Annotated in this window: 20 protein-coding genes; 4 read left to right on the forward strand and 16 right to left on the reverse strand. The window is 74.1% G+C overall.

Annotated elements, in window-relative coordinates; all coding sequences use genetic code 11:
* Positions 1–8 precede the first annotated feature (8 nt).
* The 7 genes from murC to KGD84_RS23210 form a co-directional block, all read right to left on the reverse strand.
* Entirely contained in the window at positions 9–1505 is a 1497-nt protein-coding gene (gene murC, locus KGD84_RS23180) for a UDP-N-acetylmuramate--L-alanine ligase (protein WP_220562500.1), read from the reverse strand.
* Positions 1502–2662 carry an undecaprenyldiphospho-muramoylpentapeptide beta-N-acetylglucosaminyltransferase gene (gene murG / locus KGD84_RS23185; RefSeq protein ID WP_220562501.1) on the reverse strand — a complete coding sequence of 387 codons (1161 nt, stop codon included), beginning with the start codon at positions 2660–2662 and terminating at the stop codon, positions 1502–1504. The genes murC and murG overlap by 4 nt, the downstream gene beginning before the upstream one ends.
* A complete protein-coding gene (gene ftsW, locus KGD84_RS23190; protein ID WP_220562502.1) occupies positions 2659–4086 on the reverse strand; it encodes a putative lipid II flippase FtsW in 1428 nt (475 codons plus the stop codon). Before ftsW ends, murG begins: the two co-directional genes overlap by 4 nt.
* A 167-nt stretch (positions 4087–4253) precedes the next feature.
* Positions 4254–5690: a UDP-N-acetylmuramoyl-L-alanine--D-glutamate ligase gene (gene murD, locus KGD84_RS23195; RefSeq protein ID WP_220562503.1), complete on the reverse strand. Its 1437-nt coding sequence runs from the start codon at positions 5688–5690 to the stop codon at positions 4254–4256.
* Positions 5691–5696: 6 nt separating this feature from the next.
* Positions 5697–6770 carry a phospho-N-acetylmuramoyl-pentapeptide-transferase gene (gene mraY / locus KGD84_RS23200; protein ID WP_220562504.1) on the reverse strand — a complete coding sequence of 358 codons (1074 nt, stop codon included), beginning with the start codon at positions 6768–6770 and terminating at the stop codon, positions 5697–5699.
* On the reverse strand, positions 6767–8209 hold the full coding sequence (locus KGD84_RS23205; RefSeq protein WP_220562505.1) for a UDP-N-acetylmuramoyl-tripeptide--D-alanyl-D-alanine ligase: 1443 nt from the start codon (positions 8207–8209) through the stop codon (positions 6767–6769). Before KGD84_RS23205 ends, mraY begins: the two co-directional genes overlap by 4 nt.
* Positions 8210–8537: 328 nt before the next feature.
* Positions 8538–10199, reverse strand: coding sequence for a UDP-N-acetylmuramoyl-L-alanyl-D-glutamate--2,6-diaminopimelate ligase (locus KGD84_RS23210; RefSeq protein ID WP_220562506.1), 1662 nt, complete (start codon positions 10197–10199; stop codon positions 8538–8540).
* A gap of 114 nt (positions 10200–10313) precedes the next feature.
* Between KGD84_RS23210 and mmuM the strand changes: the two genes are divergently transcribed.
* Positions 10314–11255, forward strand: a complete 942-nt coding sequence (mmuM, locus tag KGD84_RS23215; RefSeq protein WP_220562507.1) for a homocysteine S-methyltransferase — start codon at positions 10314–10316, stop codon at positions 11253–11255.
* Between the two features lie 114 nt (positions 11256–11369).
* Here mmuM and KGD84_RS23220 read toward each other — a convergent pair whose 3' ends face one another.
* From KGD84_RS23220 to mraZ, 4 genes are all read right to left on the reverse strand, one after another.
* A complete protein-coding gene (locus KGD84_RS23220) occupies positions 11370–13337 on the reverse strand; it encodes a peptidoglycan D,D-transpeptidase FtsI family protein (RefSeq protein WP_220562508.1) in 1968 nt (655 codons plus the stop codon).
* Positions 13334–13780 (reverse strand): cell division protein FtsL, encoded by a 447-nt coding sequence (ftsL, locus tag KGD84_RS23225; RefSeq protein ID WP_220562509.1) that lies wholly within the window; start codon positions 13778–13780, stop codon positions 13334–13336. The genes KGD84_RS23220 and ftsL overlap by 4 nt, the downstream gene beginning before the upstream one ends.
* A gap of 12 nt (positions 13781–13792) precedes the next feature.
* On the reverse strand, positions 13793–14830 hold the full coding sequence (gene rsmH / locus KGD84_RS23230; RefSeq protein WP_220562510.1) for a 16S rRNA (cytosine(1402)-N(4))-methyltransferase RsmH: 1038 nt from the start codon (positions 14828–14830) through the stop codon (positions 13793–13795).
* A gap of 271 nt (positions 14831–15101) precedes the next feature.
* Entirely contained in the window at positions 15102–15533 is a 432-nt protein-coding gene (gene mraZ, locus KGD84_RS23235; protein WP_220562511.1) for a division/cell wall cluster transcriptional repressor MraZ, read from the reverse strand.
* 430 nt (positions 15534–15963) lie between these two features.
* On the opposite strand from mraZ, the gene KGD84_RS23240 reads away from it, so the two are divergent.
* From KGD84_RS23240 to KGD84_RS23250, 3 genes are read left to right on the forward strand one after another with little or no spacing between them, the layout of a single operon-like run.
* On the forward strand, positions 15964–16950 hold the full coding sequence (locus KGD84_RS23240; RefSeq protein ID WP_220562512.1) for an AAA family ATPase: 987 nt from the start codon (positions 15964–15966) through the stop codon (positions 16948–16950).
* A gap of 46 nt (positions 16951–16996) precedes the next feature.
* On the forward strand, positions 16997–18190 hold the full coding sequence (locus KGD84_RS23245) for a DUF58 domain-containing protein (protein ID WP_220562513.1): 1194 nt from the start codon (positions 16997–16999) through the stop codon (positions 18188–18190).
* On the forward strand, positions 18187–20502 hold the full coding sequence (locus tag KGD84_RS23250; RefSeq protein ID WP_338151188.1) for a transglutaminase TgpA family protein: 2316 nt from the start codon (positions 18187–18189) through the stop codon (positions 20500–20502). Before KGD84_RS23245 ends, KGD84_RS23250 begins: the two co-directional genes overlap by 4 nt.
* 455 nt (positions 20503–20957) lie before the next feature.
* Here KGD84_RS23250 and KGD84_RS23255 read toward each other — a convergent pair whose 3' ends face one another.
* The 5 genes from KGD84_RS23255 to efp form a co-directional block, all read right to left on the reverse strand.
* On the reverse strand, positions 20958–21365 hold the full coding sequence (locus KGD84_RS23255; protein ID WP_220562514.1) for a DUF3040 domain-containing protein: 408 nt from the start codon (positions 21363–21365) through the stop codon (positions 20958–20960).
* 244 nt (positions 21366–21609) lie between these two features.
* On the reverse strand, positions 21610–22896 hold the full coding sequence (dinB, locus tag KGD84_RS23260) for a DNA polymerase IV (protein WP_220562515.1): 1287 nt from the start codon (positions 22894–22896) through the stop codon (positions 21610–21612).
* Positions 22897–22928: 32 nt separating this feature from the next.
* A complete protein-coding gene (locus tag KGD84_RS23265; RefSeq protein WP_220562516.1) occupies positions 22929–23717 on the reverse strand; it encodes a methyltransferase domain-containing protein in 789 nt (262 codons plus the stop codon).
* A 65-nt stretch (positions 23718–23782) separates the two neighbouring features.
* Positions 23783–24196 (reverse strand): transcription antitermination factor NusB, encoded by a 414-nt coding sequence (nusB, locus tag KGD84_RS23270; protein ID WP_220562517.1) that lies wholly within the window; start codon positions 24194–24196, stop codon positions 23783–23785.
* Positions 24196–24756, reverse strand: a complete 561-nt coding sequence (gene efp / locus KGD84_RS23275) for an elongation factor P (protein ID WP_220562518.1) — start codon at positions 24754–24756, stop codon at positions 24196–24198. Before efp ends, nusB begins: the two co-directional genes overlap by 1 nt.
* Positions 24757–24894: the final 138 nt, after the last annotated feature.

A 24894-nucleotide genomic window follows, 5' to 3' on the forward strand; every position in this document is an offset into this window, starting at 1 on the left:
CTCCGACGTCAGTCCCGGTCCCGTCCGCCGCCGTGGCCGAGGGACTCGGCCACCTCCTCCACGTCGGCGGCCTCGGCGAGCCGGTCCACGATGAGCGGGCCCAGCTCGGTGACGTCGCCGGCGCCCATCGTCAGGACGATGTCGCCCGGACGCGCCAGCTCGGCGGCCAGGCGGACGGCGTCGGCGCGCCCGGGGACGTAGTGCACCCGGTCGTGGCCCACCTCGGAGGTGATCAGTTCGGCGGTGACCCCGGGTTCGGGGTCCTCTCGGGCGGCGTAGATCTCCAGCACCACGACCTCGTCGGCCAGGGTGAGGGCGGCCCCGAACTCCTCGGCGAAGATCCGGGTGCGGCTGAACAGGTGGGGCTGGAAGACGGCGATGATGCGGCCCGGCGCCTGCTCCTCCCCGGCCTCGCGCGCCTCTTCGGCGAACGACTCCAGGGCGGCGCGGGTGGCGCGCAGGTCGGCGTCGAGCTCGGTGGGGTGGTGGGCGTAGCTGTCGTAGACGCCCACTCCCCCGGCCGCGCCCTTGGGCTCGAAGCGGCGGGCGGCGCCGCCGAAGTCGGCGATGCCCTCGACCGCGACCTCCAGGTCGTGGCCGAGCTCGTCGGCGACGGCGACCGCGGCGGCGGCGTTGAGCACGTTGTGGCGGCCGGGGACCGCGACGGTGCCCTCGATCTCGCCTTCGGCGGTCGCGAGGGTGAACTCGGTGGTGAACCCGCGGGGGCGGATCCGGGTGATCCGGTAGTCGGCCTCGGGGGCCTCGCCGTAGGTGAGGACCTTCTTGCCGCGCTCGCGCGCGGTCCGGGCGACCCGGCGGGCGCCCTCGTCGTCGATGCCGACGATGAGGGTGCGCTCCACGCGGTCGACGAAGGCGTCGAAGTTGGCGTGGATCTCCTCGATGCCGCTGTAGTTGTCCAGGTGGTCGGCCTCGACGTTGGTGACCACGGCGACCTTCGGGGAGAGCATGAGGAAGGAGCCGTCGCTCTCGTCGGCCTCCACGGCGATGGGGCCGCCGATGCCGGCGTCGGCGCCCAGGCCGGTGGTGACCAGCTTGCCGCCGATGACGTAGCCGGGGTCGACGCCCAGGTGCTGTAGGACGACGGTGACCATCGAGGTGGTGGTGGTCTTGCCGTGGGTCCCGGCGATGGCGACGCCCTCGCGGCCCAGCAGCAGGGCGCCCAGGGCGGCGGCCCGGGGCAGGATGCGCAGGCCGCGGCGGTGGGCCTCGGCGAGCTCGGGGTTGGTCTCCCGGACGGCGGAGGAGACGACGACGGTCTCGGCGTCGCCGAGGTGCTCGGCGGCGTGGCCGACGTGGACGCGGGCGCCCATCTCCTCCAGCTCGCGCAGGGTGTCGCTGTCGCGGGCGTCGCTGCCCGAGACCTCGACGCCGGACTGGAGCAGCACCCGGGCGATGCCGGACATACCGGCGCCGCCCAGGCCGATGAAGTGGGTGCGTCCCAGCTTGTCGACGGGGACGGGGTCGGTCGGTCGCACCAGGCTCATCGGGCGTCCTTCCCGTCGTCGTAGTAGGCGTCGTCGCCGTCGTCCTCGGCGACGGGCACCTCCGGCGCGGGGCGGTCGCCGCGGGCGACGGCCATGACCTCGCGGGCCAGTTCCATGTCGGCGTCGCGGCGGCCCATGCGGGCGGCGGCCTCGGACATGGCGACGACCCGGTCGGTGTCGGTGAGCAGCGGGATGAGCGTGCCGGTGATCCACTCGACGGAGACGTCGGCGTTGTTCACCATGAGGCCGCCGCCCGCCTGGACGACGGGCTCGGCGTTGAGGGCCTGCTCGCCGTTGCCGATGGCCAGCGGCACGAACGCGCCGGGCAGGCCGACGGCGGTGAGCTCGGCGCAGGTCAGCGCACCGGAGCGGCACATGGCCACGTCCGCGGCGGCGTAGGCCATGTCCATGCGGTCGACGTAGGGGACGGCGACGTAGGGGATGCCGTCCTGGGTGAGGTCCTGGGGCTCGTCGGCGTTCTTGGGGCCGACGACGTGCAGGACCTGGACGCCGTGGTCGCGGAAGGCGTTACGGGCGGCGAAGGCGGTCTCGTTGATGCGCTGGGCGCCCTGGGAGCCGCCGAAGATCAGCAGGGTGGGCAGGTCCGGGCGCAGGCCGAAGTAGGTGCGGGCCTTGTCGCCCATGGCCAGCCGGTCCAGGGTGGTGATCTGTTGGCGGAGCGGGATGCCGACGAACCGGCCGTTGCGGATCTGGGTGTGGGGGTGCCCGGTGAAGACGTGGGGGGTCAGCCGGGCGCCCAGGCGGTTGGCCAGCCCGGGCAGGGGGTTGGCCTCGTGGACGACGATGGGCACGCGCCGCCGCCGGGCCGCCAGGTAGCCGGGGGTGGCGACGTAGCCGCCGAAGCCGACGATGACGTCGGCCTGGAGCCGGTCCAGGTGGTCGCCCGCGGCGCTGAGGGCCCCGGCGAGCTTGCCGGGGACGCTGAGCAGCTGCGGGGTGAGCTTGCGGGGCAGGGGGACGGCCGGGATCAGGCCCAGCTCGTATCCGCGCATGGGCACGAGGCGGGTCTCCAGTCCCCGCTCGGTGCCCAGGCAGAGGATCTCCGTGTTGGGGTCGATGCGCCGCAGCGCGTCCGCAAGGGAGAGCGCGGGCTCGATATGCCCGGCCGTGCCGCCTCCGGCGAGGGCTACCCTCATCGTCGCCGATTCCTCCTCGACCGGTCCCCGGACGGGATCGGTCCGCTGTCGTACGTGGGCTTGGTCCTGCCGCCCCGCGGAGCCTTCGTGCGCGGGCTCCGCGCCGTGGCGGCGCGCCCGGAGGGCAGGCCGCCCCCGCGGCCGGCGGCCGTGGCGGTGGTGTTCTCCAGGCCCAGCCAGCTTAGAGCCCTTTCCACCCAACCGGGACCCCGGGCCGCCAGGGCCCGCTGCGCCTGGGGCTCGGTCTTGGCCAGGGACAGCAGGACGCCCAGGGCGACCATGGTGGTGATCAGCGACGAACCCCCGTACGACACCAGGGGCAGCGGGACGCCGGTCACGGGGAGCAGCCCGATGACGGCGCCGATGTTGATCATGGTCTGGCCCATGATCCAGGTCACGATGGCGAAGGCGGCCAGGCGGGGGAAGGGCTCCTTGACCCGGGAGGCCACGCGCAGCCCGGCGTAGCCCAGGACGCCGAAGAGCGCCAGGAGGAGCAGGGTGCCGATGAGGCCGAACTCCTCGCCGATGATGGCGAACACGAAGTCGGACTCGGCGAAGGGCAGGAAGCCCCACTTCTCGCGGCTGGCGCCGATGCCGACGCCCAGGATGCCGCCGGTGCCCAGGGCGTAGAGCCCGTGGAGCGACTGCATGTTGTCGCCCAGCGGGTCGGCGGTGGGGTCGAACAGCGCGGTGACGCGGGCCATCCGGTAGGGCTCGATGGCGATGGCGATGACGGCCAGGCCCAGGACGAGGCCGAACATGGCGACGAAGAGCTTGCCGGGCGCGCCGATCACCCACAGCAGCCCGAGGAAGGTGACCAGGAACACCAGGGCGGTGGACAGGTTGGAGCCGAGCAGCACGAGCAGGACGAGCAGCCCGCAGCCGGGCAGCAGCGGGAAGAGCAGGTGCCGCCACTCGGTGAGTTCGTTGAGCTCGTCCTTGCGGGCCAGGATGCCGGCGCCCCACAGGACGAAGGCGAGCTTGGCGGGCTCGGAGGGCTGCACGATCAGGCCGCCGATGTCGAGCCAGCGGGTGGCGCCGTTGACCTCCACGCCCTGGAAGACGGTGAGGAGCAGCAGCGCGGCCGAGACGATCATGGCGGGGTAGCCGACCAGCCGGAACACCTGCTGGGGCAGGTGGGAGGCGAGGATCATCAGCGGCAGGCCGATCGCGGCCGACACCAGCTGCTTCTGGAAGAGGGAGAAGGACGACCCCGTCTCGCTGATGGACTTGACCATCGTGGAGGAGAGCACCATCACCAGTCCCAGGGCGATGAGCAGCACCGCCGTTCCCAGGATCAGGTAGTAGGAGGTCAGGGGCCGGTCCAGCGCCCCGATCCACTCCCGCCACAGGGCACGCTCGCGCCCCTCGGTCACCGTCGTCCCCCGGGTCCGGGCCACCCCGGGGATCGTCGTCGTCGCCATCCGCACCCACCCTCCGCACCTGCGCGCCTCAATAGTGGCGAACGGCGGGGCGGGAACCGTGGACATTTCCCGCGTGTTGGCCATCTTCGGCGCGGAAGGGGGTGGCACCGCGCACACCGATCACCGCCCGTGCGCGCTCGGTCACGCAGGGGCGGCGATCGGGGTGGTCAGCCCAGGCGGCGGACCGCTTCGGCGAACAGGCGTCCGCGCTCGGGGTAGTTGGCGAACATGTCCATGGACGCCGCGGCCGGGGCCAGCAGGACGGTGTCGCCCTCCCTGGCCATGTCCGCGGCCGCGGCGACGACCGCGTCCATGACGGTGTGGCCCTCGGGGGCACCGGGGGCCGGGCCCTCGATCTCCACGACCGGGAGGTCGGGGGCGTGCGCGTCCAGGGCCTCGCGCAGCCGGGCGCGGTCGGCGCCGATGAGCACCGCGCCGCGCAGCCGGCCGGCGGCCGCGGCCACCAGCTCGTCCACGTCGGCGCCCTTGAGCAGGCCGCCGGCGATCCACACCACCGTGTCGTAGGCGCCCAGGGAGGCGGCGGCGGCGTGCGGGTTGGTGGCCTTGGAGTCGTCGACGTAGTCGACCCCGGACACCGTGGCCACGTGGGCGATCCGGTGCGGCTCGGGGGCGAACGCCGCCAGTCCGGCCCTGACGGAGGCCGGGGCGACCCCGATGGAGCGGGCCAGCGCCGCCGCGGCCAGGGCGTTGGCGACGTTGTGCGGGGCGGGCGGGCGTACGTCGGCCAGGGCGGCCAGCTCCTCGGCGCTGGTCACCGGGTCGTCGACGAAGGCCCGGTCCACCAGCAGGTCCTCGACGACGCCGAGCTCGCCCGGGCGCGGGGTCCCCAGGCCGAAGCCGACCAGCGGGGTGTGCGGGTCGCCGTCCTCCTCGGCCAGGCGCACCGACCAGGGGTCGGCGAGGTTGACGACCCGGAGGGTGCCGGGGGCGAACACCATGCCCTTGGCCCGGGCGTAGGGCTCCAGGCCGCCGTGCCAGTCCAGGTGGTCGGGGGCGACGTTGAGGACCGCCGCGGCGTGCGGGCGCAGGCTGGAGGACCAGTGCAGCTGGAAGCTGGACAGCTCCACGGCCAGCACCCGGGGGTAATGGCCGTCCGCGTCGGGGCGGACCGCGTCGATCACGGGGGTGCCGACGTTGCCGACGGCGAGCGCGTCGCGGCCGTCGGCCCGCAGCATCGCCTCCAGCATGCGCACCGTGGTGGTCTTGCCGTTGGTGCCGGTGACCGCCAGCCACAGCTGGTCGGCGGGCTTGATCCGCCACGCCAGTTCGACGTCGCCGATGACCTCGATGCCGGCCTCGGCCGCGGCGGCCAGGAGAGGGGAGTCGGGGCGCCAGCCGGGCGAGGTGACGACGAGGTCGCACTCCTCGGGCAGCGGGGTGGCGCCCAGGACGACCTCGGCCCCGGCGGCGGAGAGCTCGGCCGCGACCGGGCGGACGGTGTCGTCGTCACGCCCGTCGACCACGGTGACGCGGGCGCCGTGCTCCAGCAGGAGCCGGACCGCGGGCGGTCCGGAGACGCCCAGGCCGGCGACGCAGACCCGCAGGCCGGTGAAGGGGGTGGAAGTGGTGGAGTGGTGGGACATCCGGGGTTACCTCGGCATCCATTCGAGGTAGAACAGGCCGATGGCGACCGCCACGAACAGCCCCTGGATGATCCAGAAGCGGATGACGATGGTCGGTTCGGCCCAGCCCTTGAGCTCGAAGTGGTGCTGCAGCGGCGCCATGCGGAACACGCGCTTGCCGGTGAGGCGGAACGACGTGATCTGGATCATCACGGACATGGTGATGATGACGAACAGGCCGCCGATGAGCAGCAGCAGGAGCTGGGTGCGGGTGGTGATGGCCAGGCCCACGATGAGGCCGCCCAGGGCCAGGGAGCCGGTGTCGCCCATGAAGACCTTGGCGGGCGGGGCGTTGAACCAGAGGAAGGCGATGCAGGAGCCGAGCACGGCCGAGGCCACGACGGCCAGGTCCAGGGGGTCGCGGACCGTGTAGCAGTTGCTCGACAGGTAGGACACGCAGGACTGGCGCAGCTGCCAGTTGCCGATGATCACGTAGGCGACCAGCGACAGGATGGTGGCGCCGGTGGCCAGGCCGTCGAGGCCGTCGGTGAGGTTGACGGCGTTGGAGAACCCGACGATGAGGAACAGCGCCCAGATGACGAACAGGCCGATCATCAGCGGGGGGCCGAAGTCCCGGAGGAAGGACAGGCTGGGGGCGGCGGGGGTGTAGCCGTAGCCGTTGGGGAACATGGTGACGCCGTAGGCGAAGCCGACGCCGACCACGGCCTGGCCGACCATCTTGGCGCCGCTGCGCAGTCCCAGGCTGCGGCGCTTGTAGATCTTGATGAAGTCGTCCAGGAAGCCGACGCAGCCCATCCCGACGAACAGGAACATCACCAGCAGGCCGGAGGCCGTGGGCCCGGTGGCGGAGGGCTGCACCAGCGCCAGCACCAGGTGGGAGCCGAAGTAGCCGATCACCGCGCCGAGGATGATGACGATGCCGCCCATGGTGGGCGTGCCCTGCTTGGTCTTGTGGCCCTCGGGGCCGTCGTCGCGGACCTCCTGGCCGAACTTGAAGCGGTACAGGAGTTTGATCAGCGGCGGCATCAGCGCCATGGAGACGATCAGCGACAGCGCGGCCGCTATGGAGATGCCGATCACCGGGCATCACCTTCGGTGATGAGGTCGATAACCTTTTCGAGTGCTGCCACCCGTGATCCCTTCACAATGACGACGTCTCCCGCGCGCATCCGTGCGCGCAGGGCCGTGGCGGCCGCCGAGGCGTCCGCGACCCGGACGGTCTCGCCCGCCCACAGTCCCTCTCGGCCGGTGCGCTCGGCCCCGGCCGCGATCCCTTCGGCCTGATCTCCGACCACGATCAGGTGGGAGACGCCGGTAGCGGCGGCGAGTTCGCCGATCTTCTCGTGTTCGATGCGTCCCCCGTCGCCGAGTTCGGCCATGTGGCCCAGGACGGCGATGGGTCGGCGGCCCCGGGCGAGTGCGCCCAGGGTGGTCAGTGCGGCCCGCATGGACTCGGGGTTGGCGTTGTAGGCGTCGTTGACGAGGGTGACACCGTCGTGCTCGGTGACCTCCATCCGCCAGCGGCTGACCGGGGTGGCCGCGCCCAGGGCGGCGGCGATGCCGGGGAGGTCCATGCCGAGCTCGCGGGCGACGGCGGCGGTCGCCAGGGCGTTGTGCACCTGGTGGGCGCCGACGAGGGCGAGCTCCACCGGGGCCGTCGCGCCGTCCGCGTTCAGGGTGAAGGAGGCGGCGCCGGTCTCGCCGATGACGATGTCGGTGGCGCGCACCTCGGCGTCCTCGCCGGTGCCGTAGAACACGGTGCGCGCGGTCGTGCGCGCGGCCATGGCCTTCACCCGGGGGTCGTCGGAGTTGAGGATCGCCACACCGCCGCGGGGGCCGCCGGCCGCGGGCAGCGACTCGACGAGCTCGCCCTTGGCCTTGGCGATGGCCTCGCGGTCGCCGAACTCCCCCATGTGGGCGCTGCCGACGTTGAGGACGACGCCGATGCGGGGCGGGGCCACGCGGCACAGGTGGGCGATGTGCCCGATGCCGCGGGCGGCGACCTCCAGCACCAGGTGGCGGGTGCCGGTGTCGGCGCGCAGCACGGTGAGGGGGTGGCCGATCTCGTTGTTGAACGAGCCGGCGGGCGCGACGGTGGCGCCCAGGCGCCCGACGACCTGGGCGATGAGGTCCTTGGTGGTGGTCTTGCCGGAAGAGCCGGTGACCCCGATGATCTCCGCCGCGTCGGCGCCGCGGGAGGGGGCGGCGAGGGTGTCGGCGGCGTACCGGGCGAGCCGGGCCAGCGCCTCGACGACCTCGTCGTCGCCGCCCTCCACCAGCAGGTGGGGCGCGTCGACGGGGCGGGAGACCAGGGCGGCGGCCGCCCCCGCCTCGACCGCGGCCCGCGCGTAGTCGTGTCCGTCGACCCGCTCGCCGCTCAGGGCGACGAACAGGGAGCCGGGTTCCACCAGCCGCGAGTCGACCACGACGGGTCCGTCGACGGTGGTGTCCGGGCCGGCTGCTCCGCCGAGGGCGGTTCCGGTGATATCGGCGATCCGATCGAGCGTGAGCGCGATCAAATCCACTCCTCAGGTCAGGCCCGACCCGCGGCGACCACGGGATGACGTGAGGCCACCCGGCCAAAGGACTCGGGTCGGGGGATGGCACCGCGGGCGGGCGCGCACGCGGTGCCGCGCCGGGTCCCACAGCGGTGGTGACGGGGGCGACCACGTCCATGGCGCCACCGGTGGGCGGCGGGTGTTCGGGCTGCGATTGCCGCACCCACCTTAGAACATGTTGGGGTGTCCGGGGTCCCGGCAGGGCCTGTGCACGGCAATATCCGCCACTTCGTGACCCTGGGGCGCGCCCCGTGCGCGGAGCGCACGGGGCGGGTCCGCCGGCGTGTCCTCAGCCGCCGCCGGTGGGTTTGTGGACGTCCAGCAGGGCGACGCCCAGGCGTTCGCGGACGTCCACGGACAGGTGCTCCTCGATGGCGGCGCGCAGCACCTCGCGGTCGTCGAAGGGCAGGACCTCGCCCTTGACGTACTGGCCGGTCTCGTGGCCCTTGCCCGCGACGACGATGACGTCGCCGGCCCGGGCGCGGGCGACGGCCAGGCGGATGGCGTCGGCGCGGTCGAGTTCGACGGTGACGCGCGCGCGCTCGTCCTCGGGGACGCGGGTGACGCCCTCCAGCATCGCGGCGGCGATGGCGACGGGGTCCTCCGAGCGCGGGTTGTCGTTGGTGATGACGACCTGGTCGGCGAGGCGGGCCGCGGCCTCCCCCATGAGGGGGCGCTTGGCGCGGTCGCGGTCGCCGCCGCAGCCCAGGACGACGGTGACGCCGCCCTCGGCGATGGAGCGGACCGAGGTCAGGACGGCCTCGACGGCGCCGGGTTTGTGGGAGTAGTCGACCAGGGCGGTGAAGTCCTGGAAGGACGCGGGGACCTCGCGCGCGACGACCTTCTCCATGCGGCCGGGAACGCCGGGGGCGGCGGCGACGCCCTCGATGGCGGTCTCCAGGGGCAGCCCGGCCTCGACCAGGCCGACGACGGCGGCCATGGCGTTGGAGACGTTGAAGGGCCCGGGCAGGCCGACGGAGGCCTGCGCCTCCATCCCGCCGGGGCCGACGATGCGGAAGGTGCTGCCGGCGGCGCCCAGGCGCACGTCCACGGCGTTCCAGTCCGCCTCCAGGGCGGTCTCGGGGTCGGCGTCGGAGTACCCCTCGACGCCGAAGGTGGTGACGGGCACCTTGCCCTCGCCCTGCACCATGTCCACGAGGGCGCGGCCGAAGCGGTCGTCGGCGTTGACGACGGCGATGTCGCAGTACTCCGGCGTGAACAGGCGGGCCTTGGTCTCGAAGTACTCGCGCAGGTCGCTGTGGAAGTCCAGGTGGTCCTGGGACAGGTTGGTGAAGACCGCGACGTCGAAGCGGGCGCCGCCGACCCGGCCCAGGGCCAGGGCGTGGCTGGAGACCTCCATGGCGGCGCCGGTGACGCCCTGTTCGCGCATGAGGGCGAACAGGCCGTGCAGGTCGGTGGCCTCGGGGGTGGTGAGGGAGGAGGCGACGCGCTCGTCGCCCACCCGCATCTCGACGGTGCCGATGAGGCCGGTGCCCATCCCCGCGCGGCGCAGGCCCGACTCCACCAGGTAGGAGACGGTGGTCTTGCCGCTGGTGCCGGTGGTGCCGATGAGCAGCAGGTCTTCGGAGGGGTTCTTGAAGACCCAGGAGGCGACGGTGCCCAGGGCGGCGCGCACGTCGGGGACGACCAGGGTCGGCAGTCCCGTGGCGGCGGCCCGGTCGGCGCCCTCGGGGTCGGTGAGGACGGCGGCGGCCCCCGCCAGGGCGACCTGCTCGGCGAACTCGGCGCCGTGGACCCGGGTCCCGGGCAGGGCCGCGTACAGGTCTCCCGGGCCCGCCTGGCGCGAGTCGTGGGTGATGCCGCGCACCTGGACCTCGCGGGCCGGGACCGGGTGGTCCGGGGCCAGGTCCGGGCGCAGCAGGACGGCGTCCGGGCCGAGCAGCGGCACGAGGTCGGACAGGGGACGCAGGGGCGTATGTTCAGGTCGCATTACCGGTGGCACGTGTGGAGGGTAACCGTTCGAGCGGACCGGCCGGTAATTTCCACGCTGGTGCGGGACGGATCCCGTCGCACCCGAATACCGTGGTGGGCGGGGGTGGGGCGGATGGACCGGGTGGCGCAGGCGGTGGCCGGGGGGCCACCGGTGGTGCTGGACGGCGGGCTGGCGACGCTGTTGGAGGAGTACGGGTACGACCTGTCGGGCGGGCTGTGGTCGGCGCGGCTGCTGGCCGAGGACCCCGACGCGATCCGGCGGGTGCACCGCGCCTACTTCGAGGCGGGCGCGGAGGTGGCGACGGCCGCGGGCTACCAGGCGGGCGTTCCGGCGCTGGTGGCCCGGGGGTGGTCGCGGCCGGAGGCGCTGGGGCTGGTGCGCCGTTCGGTGGAGCTGGCCCGGGCCGAGCGCGACGCGTTCGGTTCGGGGCTGGTGGCGGCCGGGGTGGGGCCCTACGGCGCGGCCCTGGCGGACGGCTCGGAGTACACCGGCGCCTACGACCTGGACGAGGACGGCCTGTACGCCTGGCACCGGGAGCGGTGGCGGGTGCTGGCCGACGCCGGTGCGGACCTGCTGGCCTGCGAGACGGTGCCGTCGGCGGCGGAGGCGCGGGCGCTGGCGCGGCTGGTCGGGGAGACGCCGGGGGTGCGGGCGTGGCTGAGCCTGTCCTGCCGGGACGGGGAGCGGCTGGGCGACGGGACCCCGGTGCGGGGGCTGGCCGCGGAACTGGCGGCCTCCGGTGCGGCGGGGCGGCTGGTGGCGGTGGGGGTGAACTGCACGGCTCCGCGGTTCGTGCCGGACCTGGTCCGGGCGGTGGCGGCGGCCGGGTTCCCCGCGGTGGCCTACCCCAACTCCGGCGAGGTGTGGGACGCCCGGGCGCGGCGCTGGACCGGCGTGTCGGAGCCGGAGGAGTTCGGCGCCGAGGCGGTGCGGTGGCACCGGGCGGGCGCGGTACTGGTGGGCGGGTGCTGCCGCACCGGACCGGAGCACATCCGGTCGGTGCGGCGGCATCTGCACGGCGGGGGCGCCCCGCGGGGTTCCGAAGGCCCGTAGGAGGCGTCGGGCGTCCCCGGGGGGCGCCGGGCACGGCGGTGGAGCCGCGGCCCGCCCGTCGGGGACCTTCTCGACGGGCGGGCCGCGGCGCAGCGGAGGCCGGAGAGGACGGCCCTAGCCGCCGCCCTCCTCTTCCTCGAAGAGGCGGATGGCGGGCGGGTCGGTGTCGGTCGGCGGGACCTTCAGGGTCTTGAGCGCGAACGACATGATGTCGTTGAACGCCGGGCCGGCCGCCTCGCCGCCGTAGTAGGTCCCCTGCGGGTTGTGCAGGACCACCTGGACGACGACCTCGGGCGCGTCGGCGGGCGCGAACCCGGCGAACGTCGAGGTGTACCCGCCGCCCTCGTAGCTCCCGGTCTCGGGGTTGACCCGGTTGGCGGTCCCGGTCTTGCCCGCCACCCGGTAGCCGTCGATGCGGGCCTGGGGCGCGGTGCCCTCGTCGCTGGTGACCGCCTCCAGCATGAGCGCCAGGCGCTCGGCGGTCTCCTCGCTGATGACGCGGGTGCGCTCGGGCTCGTCGGCGGGGGTGAAGTTGCCCTCGGTGTCGACGGTCCCGGCGACCACGCTCGGCTCCACCCGGACGCCGCCGTTGGCGACGGTGGCGTACACCGACGCCATCTGGGCGGCGTTCACGGTGACGCTGTGGCCGATGGACACCGACGGGAGCTGGGTGCCCCACCAGTCCTCGGGGTCGGTGAGGATCCCGGTCTCCTCGCCGGGCAGGGCCAGGCCGGTGGGCTGGCCGAGCCCGAACTCGGTCATGTAGCGGTGCAGCACCCCGGCGCCCACCTGGTCGGCGACCTTGATGGTGCCGACGTTGCTGGACTGGGCCATGATGCCGTTGACCGTGAGGCGCTGGGTGCCGTGGTTGCTGGAGTTGCGGAAGGTCTGGTCGTAGTACCGCAGGGCGTAGGGGACGGTGTAGACCGTCTCCGGGGTGGTCAGCCCCTCCTCCAGCGCGGCGCCGATGGTGATGACCTTGTTGGTGCTGCCGGGCTCGAAGGTCTCGGCGACCGCGCCGTTGGACCACTGCTCGGGCCCGCTGGCGGCGATGTCCGTGGGCGAGTAGGTCGGGTAGTCGGCCATCGCGATGATCTCGCCGGTGTCGGGGACCATGACGATGGCGCTGCCGCCGTCGGCGTCGAGCTCCTCCACCCGGGCCGCCAGCGTCTGGGCGACGTACCACTGCACGTCCCGGTCCAGGGTCAGGCGCACGTCCTGGCCCGGCACGGGGTCCCTGGCCACACCGCCCGCCATGGGGATCTGGGTGCCGTCCACGCCCACCTCGACCTGGCGCTCGCCCGCCTCGCCGGCGAGCACCCCGTCCATGTAGGCCTCCAGGCCCTCCAGGCCGTGGCCCTCGCTGCCGACGAAGCCGACCAGGTCGGCGGCGCCGGTCTCCTCCGGGTAGACGCGCTCGTAGTCGACCTCGGCGCCCACGCCGCGCAGCTCCAGGTCGCGCAGCTCCTGCCAGTCGCCGGGCGGCACCTTGCGGGCGACCACCTGGTAGCGGCTGGGCTTGGCGTCGACCTTGGCGGCGACCTCCTCCTCGTCGAGGTCGAAGCGCGTCACGAGTTCGTCGACGAGCCGGTCGCGCTCGTCCTCGCGGACCTCCTCCGGGTCGACGAAGACGGTGCGCACCTCCATGGACAGCGCGAACGGGTCGCCGTCGGCGTCGGTGATCGCGCCCCGCAGGGTCGGGATGTCGATGGTCTGCAGGCGCAGCTCGGAGGCGGCCTCGGCGTACTGCTCCGCCTCGAAGCCCTGGATCTGGACCAGGCGCCCGGCGAACAGCACCAGGACGGCCAGGACCAGGGCGCCGCCGATCCGGATGCGCTTGCCCGGGGCGCCCCGCCGGAAGGTGCGGCGCAGCAGCGGCGGGGGCGCGGGCGGTGCCGGGCGGCGGCGCCTGCGCTCGGTGGGCGCGGTGCGCGCCTCGCGCGGGGGCCCGCCCTCGGCCTTGGAGCCCCGCGCGCCGCCGCGCGGGGAGCCGTTCTGCGAGGTGCTGCGGGCCGGGCGGGATCCGGACTTCCCGGTACCGCCGGGCCTGCGGGGGTCGCGGGGGCGTCGGGGAGTGCTCAACCGGTGCTCCCGCCGTCGGTGGCGGCGTCCCCGGTGACCTCACCGCTGCCGGGGTCCAGGAACCGGGGCGCGTCTCCCTGCTCCATGCCCATGCCCTCGGCCTCCTCCGCGATGCGCTCGGAGGTCTCCAGGTGGGCGACGGTGCCCCGCAGGCTCTGCTCCTCGTAGGACAGCTCGCGGTTCTGGGTCTGGAGGCTGGAGATGGCGAACGCCTCCTGGGCGATGACGCCGCGCAGCAGCAGGAGGCTGACCAGGGCGCCGCCGAGCAGGCACAGGATGAGCAGGACGAACGGGATCCTGGGTGCGCGCGCGCGTGCCGCGGCGGCCGATCCCCGTGCGGGCGCGCGTTCGGCCGGGGGTGCCGCCGGGCGTGCGGCGGCGCGCCGCGGCGCGGGCGCCTTGCGCTTGCCGGAGCGGCGGGTGTCCGTCCTGGTCGTCGTCATGTGCTCTCCCTACTACCGCGCGGGCCGCACGCGTTCGGCCGCGCGCAGGCGTGCCGACTGGGCGCGGGGGTTGCGTTCGTTCTCTTCGTCCGTGGGGAGTTCGGCCCCCCGGGTGAGGAGCCGGAGCTCGGGCTGCCGGTCCGGGAGGGGGACGGGCAGGTCGGCGGGCGTGGTGTCGGTGGCCAGGGCCGCGAACGCCTTCTTGGTGAGGCGGTCCTCCAGCGAGTGGTACGACAGCACGGCGATGCGCCCCCCGACGGCCAGTCGGGAGAGGGCGGCGGGCAGGGTGCGCTCGAGGATGGACAGCTCGGCGTTGACCTCGATGCGCAGCCCCTGGAAGGTGCGCTTGGCCGGGTGCCCGCCGGTTCGGCGGGTGGCCGCGGGGATGGCGTCGCGGACCAGTTCGGCGAGTTCGCGGGTGGACTCGATGGGGCCCTGGGCGCGGCGGCGCTCGATGGCGCGGGCCACGCGGGAGGCGAACCGCTCCTCGCCGTAGGCGCGCAGGACGCGGGTGAGCTCGGACACCGGGTAGGTGTTGACGACCTCGGCGGCGGTGAGCGGCTGGGTGCGGTCCATGCGCATGTCCAGCGGCGCGTCGTGGGCGTAGGCGAAGCCGCGGTCGGTCTCGTCGAGCTGGGGCGAGGACACGCCCAGGTCGAGCAGGACGGCGTCGGCCTCCGCCGCCCCGGCCTCGTCGAGGGCGCGGGGGATCTCGGAGTAGACCGCGTGGACCAGGTGGACGCGGTCGGCATAGGGGGCCAGGCGGGCGGCGCTGCGCTCCAGGGCGGTGGTGTCGCGGTCGACGCCGACCAGGCGGGCGTTCGGGCAGGCCGCGAGGATCGCCTCGGAGTGGCCGCCCAGGCCCAGGGTGCCGTCGACGAACACGGCGCCGGGTTGGTCCAGTGCCGGTGCCAGCAGGTCCACGATGCGGTCGAGCATGACCGGGACGTGCAGGGGGTCGGCCCCCGTGCGGGCGGCCGCGACGCGGTCGTCGCCGGTCCCCCCGGCTCCCGCGCCCTCGTTCCCGCGCTCCCGGGTGTCGTCCCCCATGCGCTGCCGTTCCTCCACGCTGTCGCGCTCCCCCTCGTTCCGCCGCGGTCGCGTCCGGCCCAGGCCGGGCTCCGCGGTGTGGCGTGGCCTCACCGGGTTCCGGCGGGCCTCCGAACACGGCCGCTATTGTCCACCTTTCGGCGGACCGGCGTTGACGGTCTGGCACCGGGGAAGTCGCGCCAGCTCGTGTCACCGCGTTCGGAGGCCGTCGCCGGACCCCGGCTGCGAGGGTGTGGACTCGCCGGTGCCGTGGGTCCGGGGGTGTCCGGACTCACAGCACCCCGGGCAGCACCTCCTCCGCCAGGTCCGCGAACTCGCGTTCGCGTGCGGCCTCGTATTCCGACCAGGCCACGGCGTCCCAGATCTCCAGCCGGGTGTTGGCCCCGATGACGGCGCAGTCGCGGGTGAGCCCCGCGTAGGCGCGCAGGGGGGCCGGAACGGTGACCCGGCCCTGGCCGTCGCAGGTCTGGTCGGAGGCGCCGGCGAAGAAGATGCGACCGTAGTCGCGGACCGCGCGGTCGGTGACGGGGGCCCGGGCGAGGGAGTCGGTGATGCGCACGAACTCCTTGACCGGGAAGACGTAGAGGCAGCGTTCCTGGCCCTTGGTGATCACCACACCCCCCGACAGCTCGTCGCGGTACTTCGCGGGGAGGAACAGGCGCCCCTTCTGGTCGAGGCGGGGCGTGTGGGTACCGAGGAACACACTCCCGACCTCCCCCCGATGTGGAGAATTCGCCCTCTCCACGCTGCTCCACCTTACTCCACTCTTCCCCACCGTCAACAGCTCCGATGCGGGCACAATGGCCGATTGGACGATGAATTCGCAGGTCACAGCGGTGGGGTGCGAGTGGGGGAGGTCGAGGCCCCGGGCGTGCCGCGCCACCGGGGCTCCGGGCGGGGTCCGGGGCGTCCCCGGGAAAGTCCCGGCGGCCGCTTCGCCCCCTTATTCACCAACGCGCCGTTCGTCGCACCCCGGGCTCCACGAATGATCAGATGAGCAATTCTCACGCTTTAGTCCACTTTCGTAGCACCGGACCGCATTCGACGACCGATTCCGGCACTTTGGTTTGCAATCGCTCTGATTGGCCCTAGCCTCGGTTCCGAACACCGACACACGCAGCGGGAGGGGTCTCGTGTCACTCGGCACACACCACGGCGGGGGCGGCGTCCAGGCGGACGTGGAAGAGGTCGTCGCCGTGGCGGACCGCATCCGCGGCGCCATCGAGACGGTCATCGAGGGCAAGCCGGAGGTCCTGCGCATCGCGCTGACCGTCCTGCTGTCCGAGGGCCACCTGCTCATCGAGGACGTCCCCGGTGTCGGCAAGACCATGCTGGCCAAGGCCCTGGGCCGGGCGGTGGACTGCTCCGTGCAGCGCGTCCAGTTCACCCCGGACCTGCTGCCCGGCGACATCACCGGGGTCAGCGTCTACCACCAGGAGCGGCGCGAGTTCGAGTTCAACCCCGGGCCGGTCTTCGCCAACATCGTGCTGGGCGACGAGATCAACCGCGCCTCGCCCAAGACCCAGGCCGCCCTGCTGGAGTGCATGGAGGAGCGGCAGGTCAGCGTCGACGGGCGCACCCGCCCCCTGGAGCGGCCGTTCATGGTCGTGGCCACCCAGAACCCGGCGGACATGGAGGGCACCTACGCCCTGCCCGAGGCCCAGCGGGACCGGTTCATGGCCCGTGTCTCCGTGGGCTACCCCTCCCCCCAGGCCGAGCTCGACATGATCGACTCGCACGGCACCGGATCGCCGCTGGAGGGCCTGGCCGCGGTCACCGACGCGGGCACCGTCCGCCGCCTGGCCGACCTGGTGCGCGGGGTGCACGTGGCCCCCGGCATGCGCCGCTACATCGTGGACCTGGTCAACTCCACCCGGACCAGCCCCGACCTGGACCTGGGCGCCTCCCCGCGGGCCACCCTGCACCTGGTGCGGGCCGCCCGCGCGCACGCCGCCCTGGAGGGCCGCCACTACGTCGTCCCCGACGACGTCCAGAACCTGGCCGTGCCCGTCCTGGCGCACCGCCTGCTGGTCGGCCCGCAGGCGCAGATGGAGCGCACGGCCCCCGAGCGGATCGTCGCCGACCTGGTCGCCCGGCTGCCCGTCCCCGCCCCCCGCTGATCCCCCGCACCGGTCCGCCGACCGGTCCCCTACGAGAAGAGGGTCCATGCGCCCGCGACGAACCCTCACCGCCCGAGGCGTGTGCATGCTGCTCCTGGGCCTGGCCGCGCTGGTCGCCGGGTTCGTCGTCGGACAGCGGGAGCTGGTGGTCCTGGGCGTGCTGGCCACGGCGCTGCCGCCGGCGGCGGCGCTCTCCCTGATCGGGGCCGCCGACCGGGTGGTGCACAGCCGCAGCGTCGTACCCTCCCGGGTCCCGGCGGGGCACGACGCCCGGATCATGATCCGGATCGGCAACTCCTCGCACACCTGGCCGGTGGCGGCGGTGTCGGTCGGCGACACCCTGCCCACCCGGCTGGGCCACGAGCCCCGCTACTCCATCGGCTTCCTAGGCCCGCGCGGCGTCCGCGACCTCGCCTACCTGGTCCGCCCCGCCGTGCGCGGCAACTACCCGCTGGGCCCGCTGTGGATCGCGCTCACCGACCCGCTGGGCCTGGTGCGGGTGGAGCAGCGCCCCGGAGCCCCCGAGCACCTGCTCGTCACCCCCGCCACCGTGCCCCTGGACCGGAGCGGCAGCTCGGGCGGCACCCAGGGGGACGACTCGCCGCGCCGCACGCAGAGCGGGATCGGCGAGCAGGACCCGGTCCCCCGCGGGTACCAGTACGGCGACGAGCTGCGCAGGGTCCACTGGCGCTCCACCGCCAAGCACGGCGAGCTGATGGTGCGCCGCGACGAGCAGCACCGGCGCGAGTACGGCGTCGTCCTGCTCGACACCCGGCGCGGCGCGCACGCGGGCGGCGGGCCCGCCGACTCCCTGGAGACCGCCGTGGGCGCCGCCGCCTCCGTCGCCCTGCACCTGCTCGACCGGAACCACGAGGTGCGGCTGCACACCGAGCGCGGGCGGATGCCCGCCGCCGTGCCCGGCGCCCTGCTGGACGGACTCGCCGTCCTGGAGGCCTCCGACGCCGCCGCCCTCCCCGCCCTCCCCACGTCCGGCGCCTCCCTGACCGTCGCGGTGACGGGCGCGCTCACCGCGGAGGAGGCCGCGGCCCTGGCCAGGAGCGGGGGCGGGCACCGGGTGGCCGTGCTGTGCGCGGGGGCCGCCTGGCCCTCCGAGCAGGCGCGCGCCGGCGCCGGCGAGATCCTGGCCGCCTCCGGCTGGCGGGTCGTGCACCTGCCGGCCCTCTCCGAACTGCCTTCGCTGTGGCGCGACGCCGCACCCCTCGGGAAGGTCCCGCGTTGAAAGCCCTGATGCCCCTGGCCGCACTGGTCTCCCTGCTGTGCGCCCTCCCCCTCATCGCGCCGCTGGTGCGCGGTGACGACTGGTGGCTCCCCGCGGTCCTGCTCATGGGCGCGGCCACCGCCGTGTCGGTGCTCTACCGGGTGCTGACCGGGTGGCTGGGCCTGCTCGTGCCCGTCCTCCAGCTGGCCGTGGTGGCGCTGCTCGTCGTCCCGCTGTTCGCCGGGCACCTGGCCCCCCTGGGCGTGCTGCCCTCCGGGGCGGCGGTCGGGCACGTGCTCACCGCCTTCTCCCAGGGGCTGGAGGTCATCGACACCAACGAACCGCCGGTGACCGCGACCGCCGGGGTGATGCTGATCATCGCGCTGGCGTTCGCGCTGTTCCTCGTCGCCGCCGACTTCCTGGCCGCCACCGCCCGCTGCCCCGGCATGGTCGGCGGGCTGCTGCTGGCCCTGGCCGTGGTGCCGCTGGTGGTGGAGGGGTCCGGGATCGGCACCGGCGCGGTCGTCGTGTGCGTGTTCGGGTTCGTCCAGCTGCTGGCCGTGGACATGTGGGTGCGCGGCCGCGAGTGGGGGGTGGCGGTGCCCACGCCGCCGCTGGGCGCCCTCCGGCACGGGGCCGCCGCGGCCCTGGCCGCGACCGTCGCCGTCGTGCCGGCGCTGGCCCTGCCCGCCGCGCTGCCGGGCCTGCGCACCGACGCCTTCCACACCCTGGCCCAGGGAACCTACGTCGGCCGCCAGAACGACGTCATCACCACCACGCACCCGCTGGTGTCGATGCGCCGGGACCTGCTGTCCAGCTCCGACCGGACCGTATTGACCTACCGCACCGACGCCGAGGAGCCCGGCTACCTGCGCCGGTACGTGCTGGACGAGTTCGACGGCGTCAACTGGACGATGAACCCGGTCGACGCCTCCGGGGACACCCGGGTCCAGGACGAGCTCCCGCTGCCCACCGGGTGGCCGTCCGCGCCGGAGGAGGACACCGTGATGACACGGGTGTCCCTGGACTCCGACGTCGAGGGCATGGACTTCCTGCCGCTGCCGTACTGGGCGCGGTCCGTCGACGTCTCCGGCGACTGGTACGTGCACCCCGACAGCCTCATGGTGTTCACCACCGAGCAGCCGCCCACGGGCCTGAGCTTCACGGTGGAGACCACCGAGCGGGAGGTCACCGCCGAGGACCTGGCCGGGGCCGCGGGGTCCCCGCTGTCGCTGCCGGGCGACTTCCGCTCGGTGCCCTCCTCCGTGGGGCGGGAGGTCCGGGAGCTCACCGAGGAGGTGACCGGCCACACCGACTCGCCCTACCTCAAGGCGGTCGCCCTCCAGGAGTTCTTCACCTCGGGGGACTTCACCTACAGCCTGCGCCCGCCGGAGGTGCCCGCCGACGCCGACCCGCTGGTGCACTTCCTGACCGTGGACCGGACCGGGTACTGCCAGCAGTTCGCCGGGGCGATGGCCGTGATGGCCCGCCAGGCGGGCATCCCCGCCCGGGTCGCGGTCGGCTACACCGCGGGCGAGCGCACCGGCGACGGCCGCTGGACCGTGACCAGCGGCGACGCCCACGCCTGGCCGGAGCTGTACTTCGAGGGCGCCGGGTGGGTGCGCTTCGAGCCGACGCCGGGCGGGGTGGGCGGCCAGGGCTCGGCGACCGAGCCCGAGTACACCGACGGGGGCGGGCTCACCGCCGAGCGCCCCGACCCCGAGCCCACGCCCGGCTCGACGGAGGAGCCGACCCCGGAGCAGGAGGAGCCGGAGCCGACCCCGGAGGACTCCCCCTCCCCGTCCCCCTCCGCCGAGGAGGAGCAGGAGGCCGCGGCCGCGCCCGCCGGGGACGGCCGGGACGCCCCGGACCTGTCGTGGCTGCCCGCCGCGGCGGCCGTGGCGGCCCTCCTCCTGCTGCCGTTCCTGCCCGCCGCGGTGCGCGCGTCCGTGCGCCGGTCCCGCCTGGGCCGCCCGGGCGCGGCCTGGCGGGAGCTGCGCGACACCTGCGTGGACCTGGGCCTGGGCTGGGACCTGGCGGAGAGCCCGCGCGGCACGGCGGCCCGCCTGGCGGCCCTGCGCGACGCGGACCGGGTACCGCTCCCGGAGGAGACGCGCGCGGCCCTGCACCGCCTGGCGCTGGCCGAGGAGCGCGACCGGTACGCCCCGGCGGCCTCCTGGAGCGAGGAGGTCGGCGCGGACCTGCGCGTCATCGTGCGCGGCCTGCCCGCGGTGGTGCCGCGGGGCGTGCGCCTGCGCGCGGCGCTGCTCCCCCGCTCCCTGTGGGACCGCCCCCGCCGCCCGGTCGCGGACCCCACCCCGCAGAACGCCTGACCGCCCCGGGCCGGGCACGCCCCCGGCCCGGGCACGCCCCCGGCCCGGACCCGCCGCCCTCCGGGGGCGGGTCCCCTCCCGGAACACCCGCCCCAGAAAGAACACGAACACCCACCCCGGCGAGAGGCCCCGCTCCCGCCACGGACACACCCTGCCCCGGAGTGCCATCCCCGGGCGGAACGCGGGAGCCCACCCAGACAGGGGTCACCGCTCCCCGGCCGGGCACGCCACCTTCCCGATGCGGGCCCCCTTTCGGAGCACCCGCCCTGGTCAAGGCACGGACGCCCGCTCCGGCGAGAGACACCGCTCCCGGCACGGACCCTCCCCGGCCCCGGAGTACCCGTCCGGGCAGGGATCAACGCTCTTCGGTCGGCGGAACGGCGGTGGGGACGACGAAGGGGCCCCGCACGGTGTGCGGGGCCCCGTTCGTGATCCGGTCGGTCAGGGTGGCGAGATCACTCGTCGCCCTGCTGGCGGCGGCGCCAGCGCTCCTCGAAGCGATTCATCATGCCCGGGCGGTCGCCCTTGCGGCGCTTGGGCTCGTCCGGCGGGGCCTCGGCCGGCCCGCCGACGGCGGCCCGGCGCCAGGCGTTGAGCCCCCACAGCAGACAGGCCAGCATCACGAGGAAGCCGCCCACGCTGACGGTGACACCGACCGCGAGGCCGACGCTGCTGCCGAGCAGCAGGCCCGTCAACATCAGCACGAGGCCGAGGACGAACCCGAGCCCTGCCTTGATGATCCGGCGCTTGTGATGGACCACGGGGTTCGTCTGCCGAACGGTGTTCGCGAACTTCGGGTCCTCGGCATACAGCGCCTGCTCGATCTGGTCGAGCATGCGCTGCTCGTGTTCAGAGAGCGGCACGGCGCCTCCCTACAACAGTCCCCGGTTGGGGTGACGGGTACTGATCAATGATCTCTTGGTCAGTGGTATGCCCAGAATACGGTGCGCTAGCGCACCGTGGAAGGAAAAGCTGCGTGCGGACCTGACCGACCAAGGCCACGATACCCCCGCGCTGTATCGGAAACACCGGCTTCCATGCCTCTCTGTCTACCCTGACTCCGGTCCTACCCCATGTAACGCTGAGGACGGCCCGGAAGTTGCGGCATCATACGTCGTTTTCGTCACGCTTGGCCAATACCGCCGACTGTAGCGCGCCCGGTCCGAATCGTTCCGCCACCCGGTCCATGACGCGCTCGACGTCGCGCCACCCCGTGTCCTGTTCGTCCAGGGCCAGCTGGCGGTGCACCCCGGAGGCGGGAACGATCCCCTCCATGCGAACGCCGACCAGGCGCATCGGGGTTCCCCTCAGCCCGGATTCGGCGTAAAGGGCCCGGGCGACGGCGTTGATCTCCCGGCCGACGTCGGTGGCGTCGGGCAGGGTGCGGGCCCGGGTGATGGTCGAGAAATCACCCTTGCGGAGCTTGACGCTCACCGTGCGCCCCATCTGCCCCGAGGCCCTCAGCCTCCTCGCCACCTTCTCGGAGAGCCGCAGCAGCTCGCGGTGGACCTCTTCGGGGTCGGCGACGTCGACGGCGAAGGTCTCCTCGGCGCCGATGCTCTTGTCCTCGCTCTCGGGCTCCACCGGGCTGTCGTCGACGCCGTGGGCGAGGTCGGCCAGCCGGGCTCCGTGCTTGTCGCCCAGTTCCATGCGCAGCAGGTCGCGGTCGTACCGGGCCAGGGCGCCGACGGTGCGCACGCCCATCCGGGCCAGGGTCCGCTCGGTCTTGTCCCCCACCCCGGGCAGCGCGCCGACCGGCAGCGGGTCCAGGAAGGAGCGGACCGCCGCGCTCGGCACCAGGAGCAGGCCGTCGGGTTTGCAGTGGGTGGAGCCGAGCTTGGCGGTGAACCGGGTGGCGGCCACCCCCACCGAGCAGGTCAGCCCCTGCTCCGCGCGGACCCTCTCGCGGATCATCGCGGCGATCCGCACCGGCCCGCCCAGGCGCCTGCGCGCCCCGGAGACGTCCAGGAACGCCTCGTCCAGGGACAGCGGCTGCACCAGCGGGGTGACCGCCCGCAGGATCTCCATGACCGCCCGGGAGACCTCCCGGTAGGCGCGCCCGTCGGGCGGGAACACGGCGGCGCCGGGGCACAGGCGCAGGGCCTGCGCCATCGGCATCGCGGAGTGGACGCCGCGGGCGCGGGCGCGGTAGTCGGCGGAGGAGACGACGCTGCGCGGGCCGGTGCCGCCGACGATGATCGGCGTGTCCGCCAGGCCGGGGTTGCGCAGCCGCTCCACGCTCGCGAAGAACGCGTCCATGTCCAGGTGCAGGACGTTGCAGTCGGAGTCCGGGCCCGACCCGTCGCGCGGGAAGTCCGCGCCCAGGGGGACGATGCCCTGCGGGGTGACCATGCCCCGCAGCGCGGCCCCGCGCTCCAGTTGACGTCGGCTCATACGGTCAGGCTACGCGCCGGGCGGGACGGTTCTCAGGGCCGGTGGGCGGTGACGTGCAGCTGGGTGGCGATGCCCAGCAGCTCGGGGTGGTCGGCCGCGGCCTTCTCCAGTTCCACCAGGTGGCGGCCGGCGTGCACGTCGCCCTCCCAGGCGTGGCCGGGGACCAGGTCGGCGAACACCCGGACGCCGCGGACCCGCTCGCCGGTGAGCCCGGCGGCGCCGACCAGCTCCAGGACGCCGCGGCGGGTGAACCGCCGCGGGATCGGGTCGCCCGGGCCCCAGCGGCCCTCGGCGTCCTCCAGGAGGGCGCGGGCGTCGGTGAGGTGTCCGGCCAGGGCGCGGTGCAGGGCCCCGGCGACGGCGTTGGTGACCAGCAGGCTGACCGCGCCGCCGGGCCGGGTGATGCCGACCACGTCGCGCAGGGCGGCGACGGGGTCGTCGACGTACTCCAGCACGTTGTGGACCAGGACGAGGTCGGTGCTCCCCTCGGGGAACAGCGTGGCCAGGTCGCCGGTGTCGCCCTGCACGCCGCGCACCCGCACCCCGCGCTCGGCGGCGCGGCGCTCCAGGGCTGCCAGCGAGTCGGGGCTGGGCTCGACGACGGTGACCCGGTGGCCGAGCTCGGCGAGCGGGACGGCGGCCCCTCCGGTCCCGCCCCCGGCGTCGACGATGTCCAGGGGGGAGTCGCCGCCGAGGCGGTCCAGCAGTCCGGCCAGGGCCTCCCACACGACGGCGGTCCGCGCGGTGTTGGCCGCCCGGCCCGGGCCGGTGGCCCCGCCCTCTCCCAGACCGCTCACTGCCGCCTCGCTCCTGTCGCCCACCGGTCCCCCACCGTGCTCGTCCCACCCGGCGCCCGCACCCCGTGCGCGCGCCGGTCCGCGCCCGCCTACAGGGCGAGCGTCGCCTTGTTCTCCATCAGCCTGGACAGCAGCCCGTTGACGAAGTTGGGAGACTCGTCGGTGGACAGTTCCTTGGCGACCCCCACGGCCTCGGCGATCGCCACCGCGTCGGGGATGTCCTCGGCCCACAGCAGCTCGTAGGCGCCCATCCGCAGGATGTTGCGGTCCACGACCGGCATCCGCTCCAGGGTCCAGCCGATCGCGTAGGTGTCGAGGAGTTCGTCGATGCGGTCCCGGTGGCCGTCGACGGCGCGGGCCAGCTGCTCGGTGAACTCGTTGATCGGCGGCTCGGGCTGGGCCCGGCGGCGGCGGATGACCTCTTCCACCGAGATGCCGCGCACCTCGGCCTCGTAGAGGACCTCGACCGCGCGCCGCCGCGCCTTGCGCCGTGCTCCGCTCATCAGTTGACTCGCCCGAGGTAGTCGCCCGTGCGGGTGTCGACCTTGACGCGCTCGCCGGTGGAGATGAACAGGGGCACCTGGATGGTGGCGCCGGTCTGGACGGTGGCGGGCTTGGTGCCGCCGGTGGAGCGGTCGCCCTGGACGCCGGGGTCGGTGTGGGTGATCTCCAGCTCGACCGCGGCGGGCAGCTCGATGTAGAGCGGGTTGCCCTCGTTGGTGGCCACCGTGACCTTGGTGTTCTCCAGCAGGAAGTTGCTGTCGTCGCCGACGACGGCCTCGGGGACCGGGAGCTGGTCGTAGGTCTGGGTGTCCATGAAGATGTAGGACTCGCCGTCGTGGTACAGGTACTCCATGTCGCGGCGGTCGACGTTGGCGAACTCGACCTTGGCGCCGGCGTTGAAGGTCCGGTCCACGATCTTGCCGGTGAGGACGTTCTTCAGCTTGGTACGGACGAACGCGCCGCCCTTGCCCGGCTTGACGTGCTGGAACTCGAGGACGTTCCACAGAACGTTGTCGATCCGCAGGGTCGTGCCGTTCTTGATGTCGTTCGTCGTGGCCACTTCGGTCGTCTCTCCCAGGGGTCTGACACGTCGGGGACCGGAACCTCGCAGGGCCCGGTCGGCGGTTCGGTGGGGCGGGCCGAGGGCGCCCCGGGAGCCGTCCCGGGCGCGCCTGTGCACAGGCCGCCTGGCTGCCAG

It is taken from the genome of Nocardiopsis changdeensis, assembly GCF_018316655.1.
In the GTDB taxonomy this organism is placed as follows: domain Bacteria; phylum Actinomycetota; class Actinomycetes; order Streptosporangiales; family Streptosporangiaceae; genus Nocardiopsis; species Nocardiopsis changdeensis.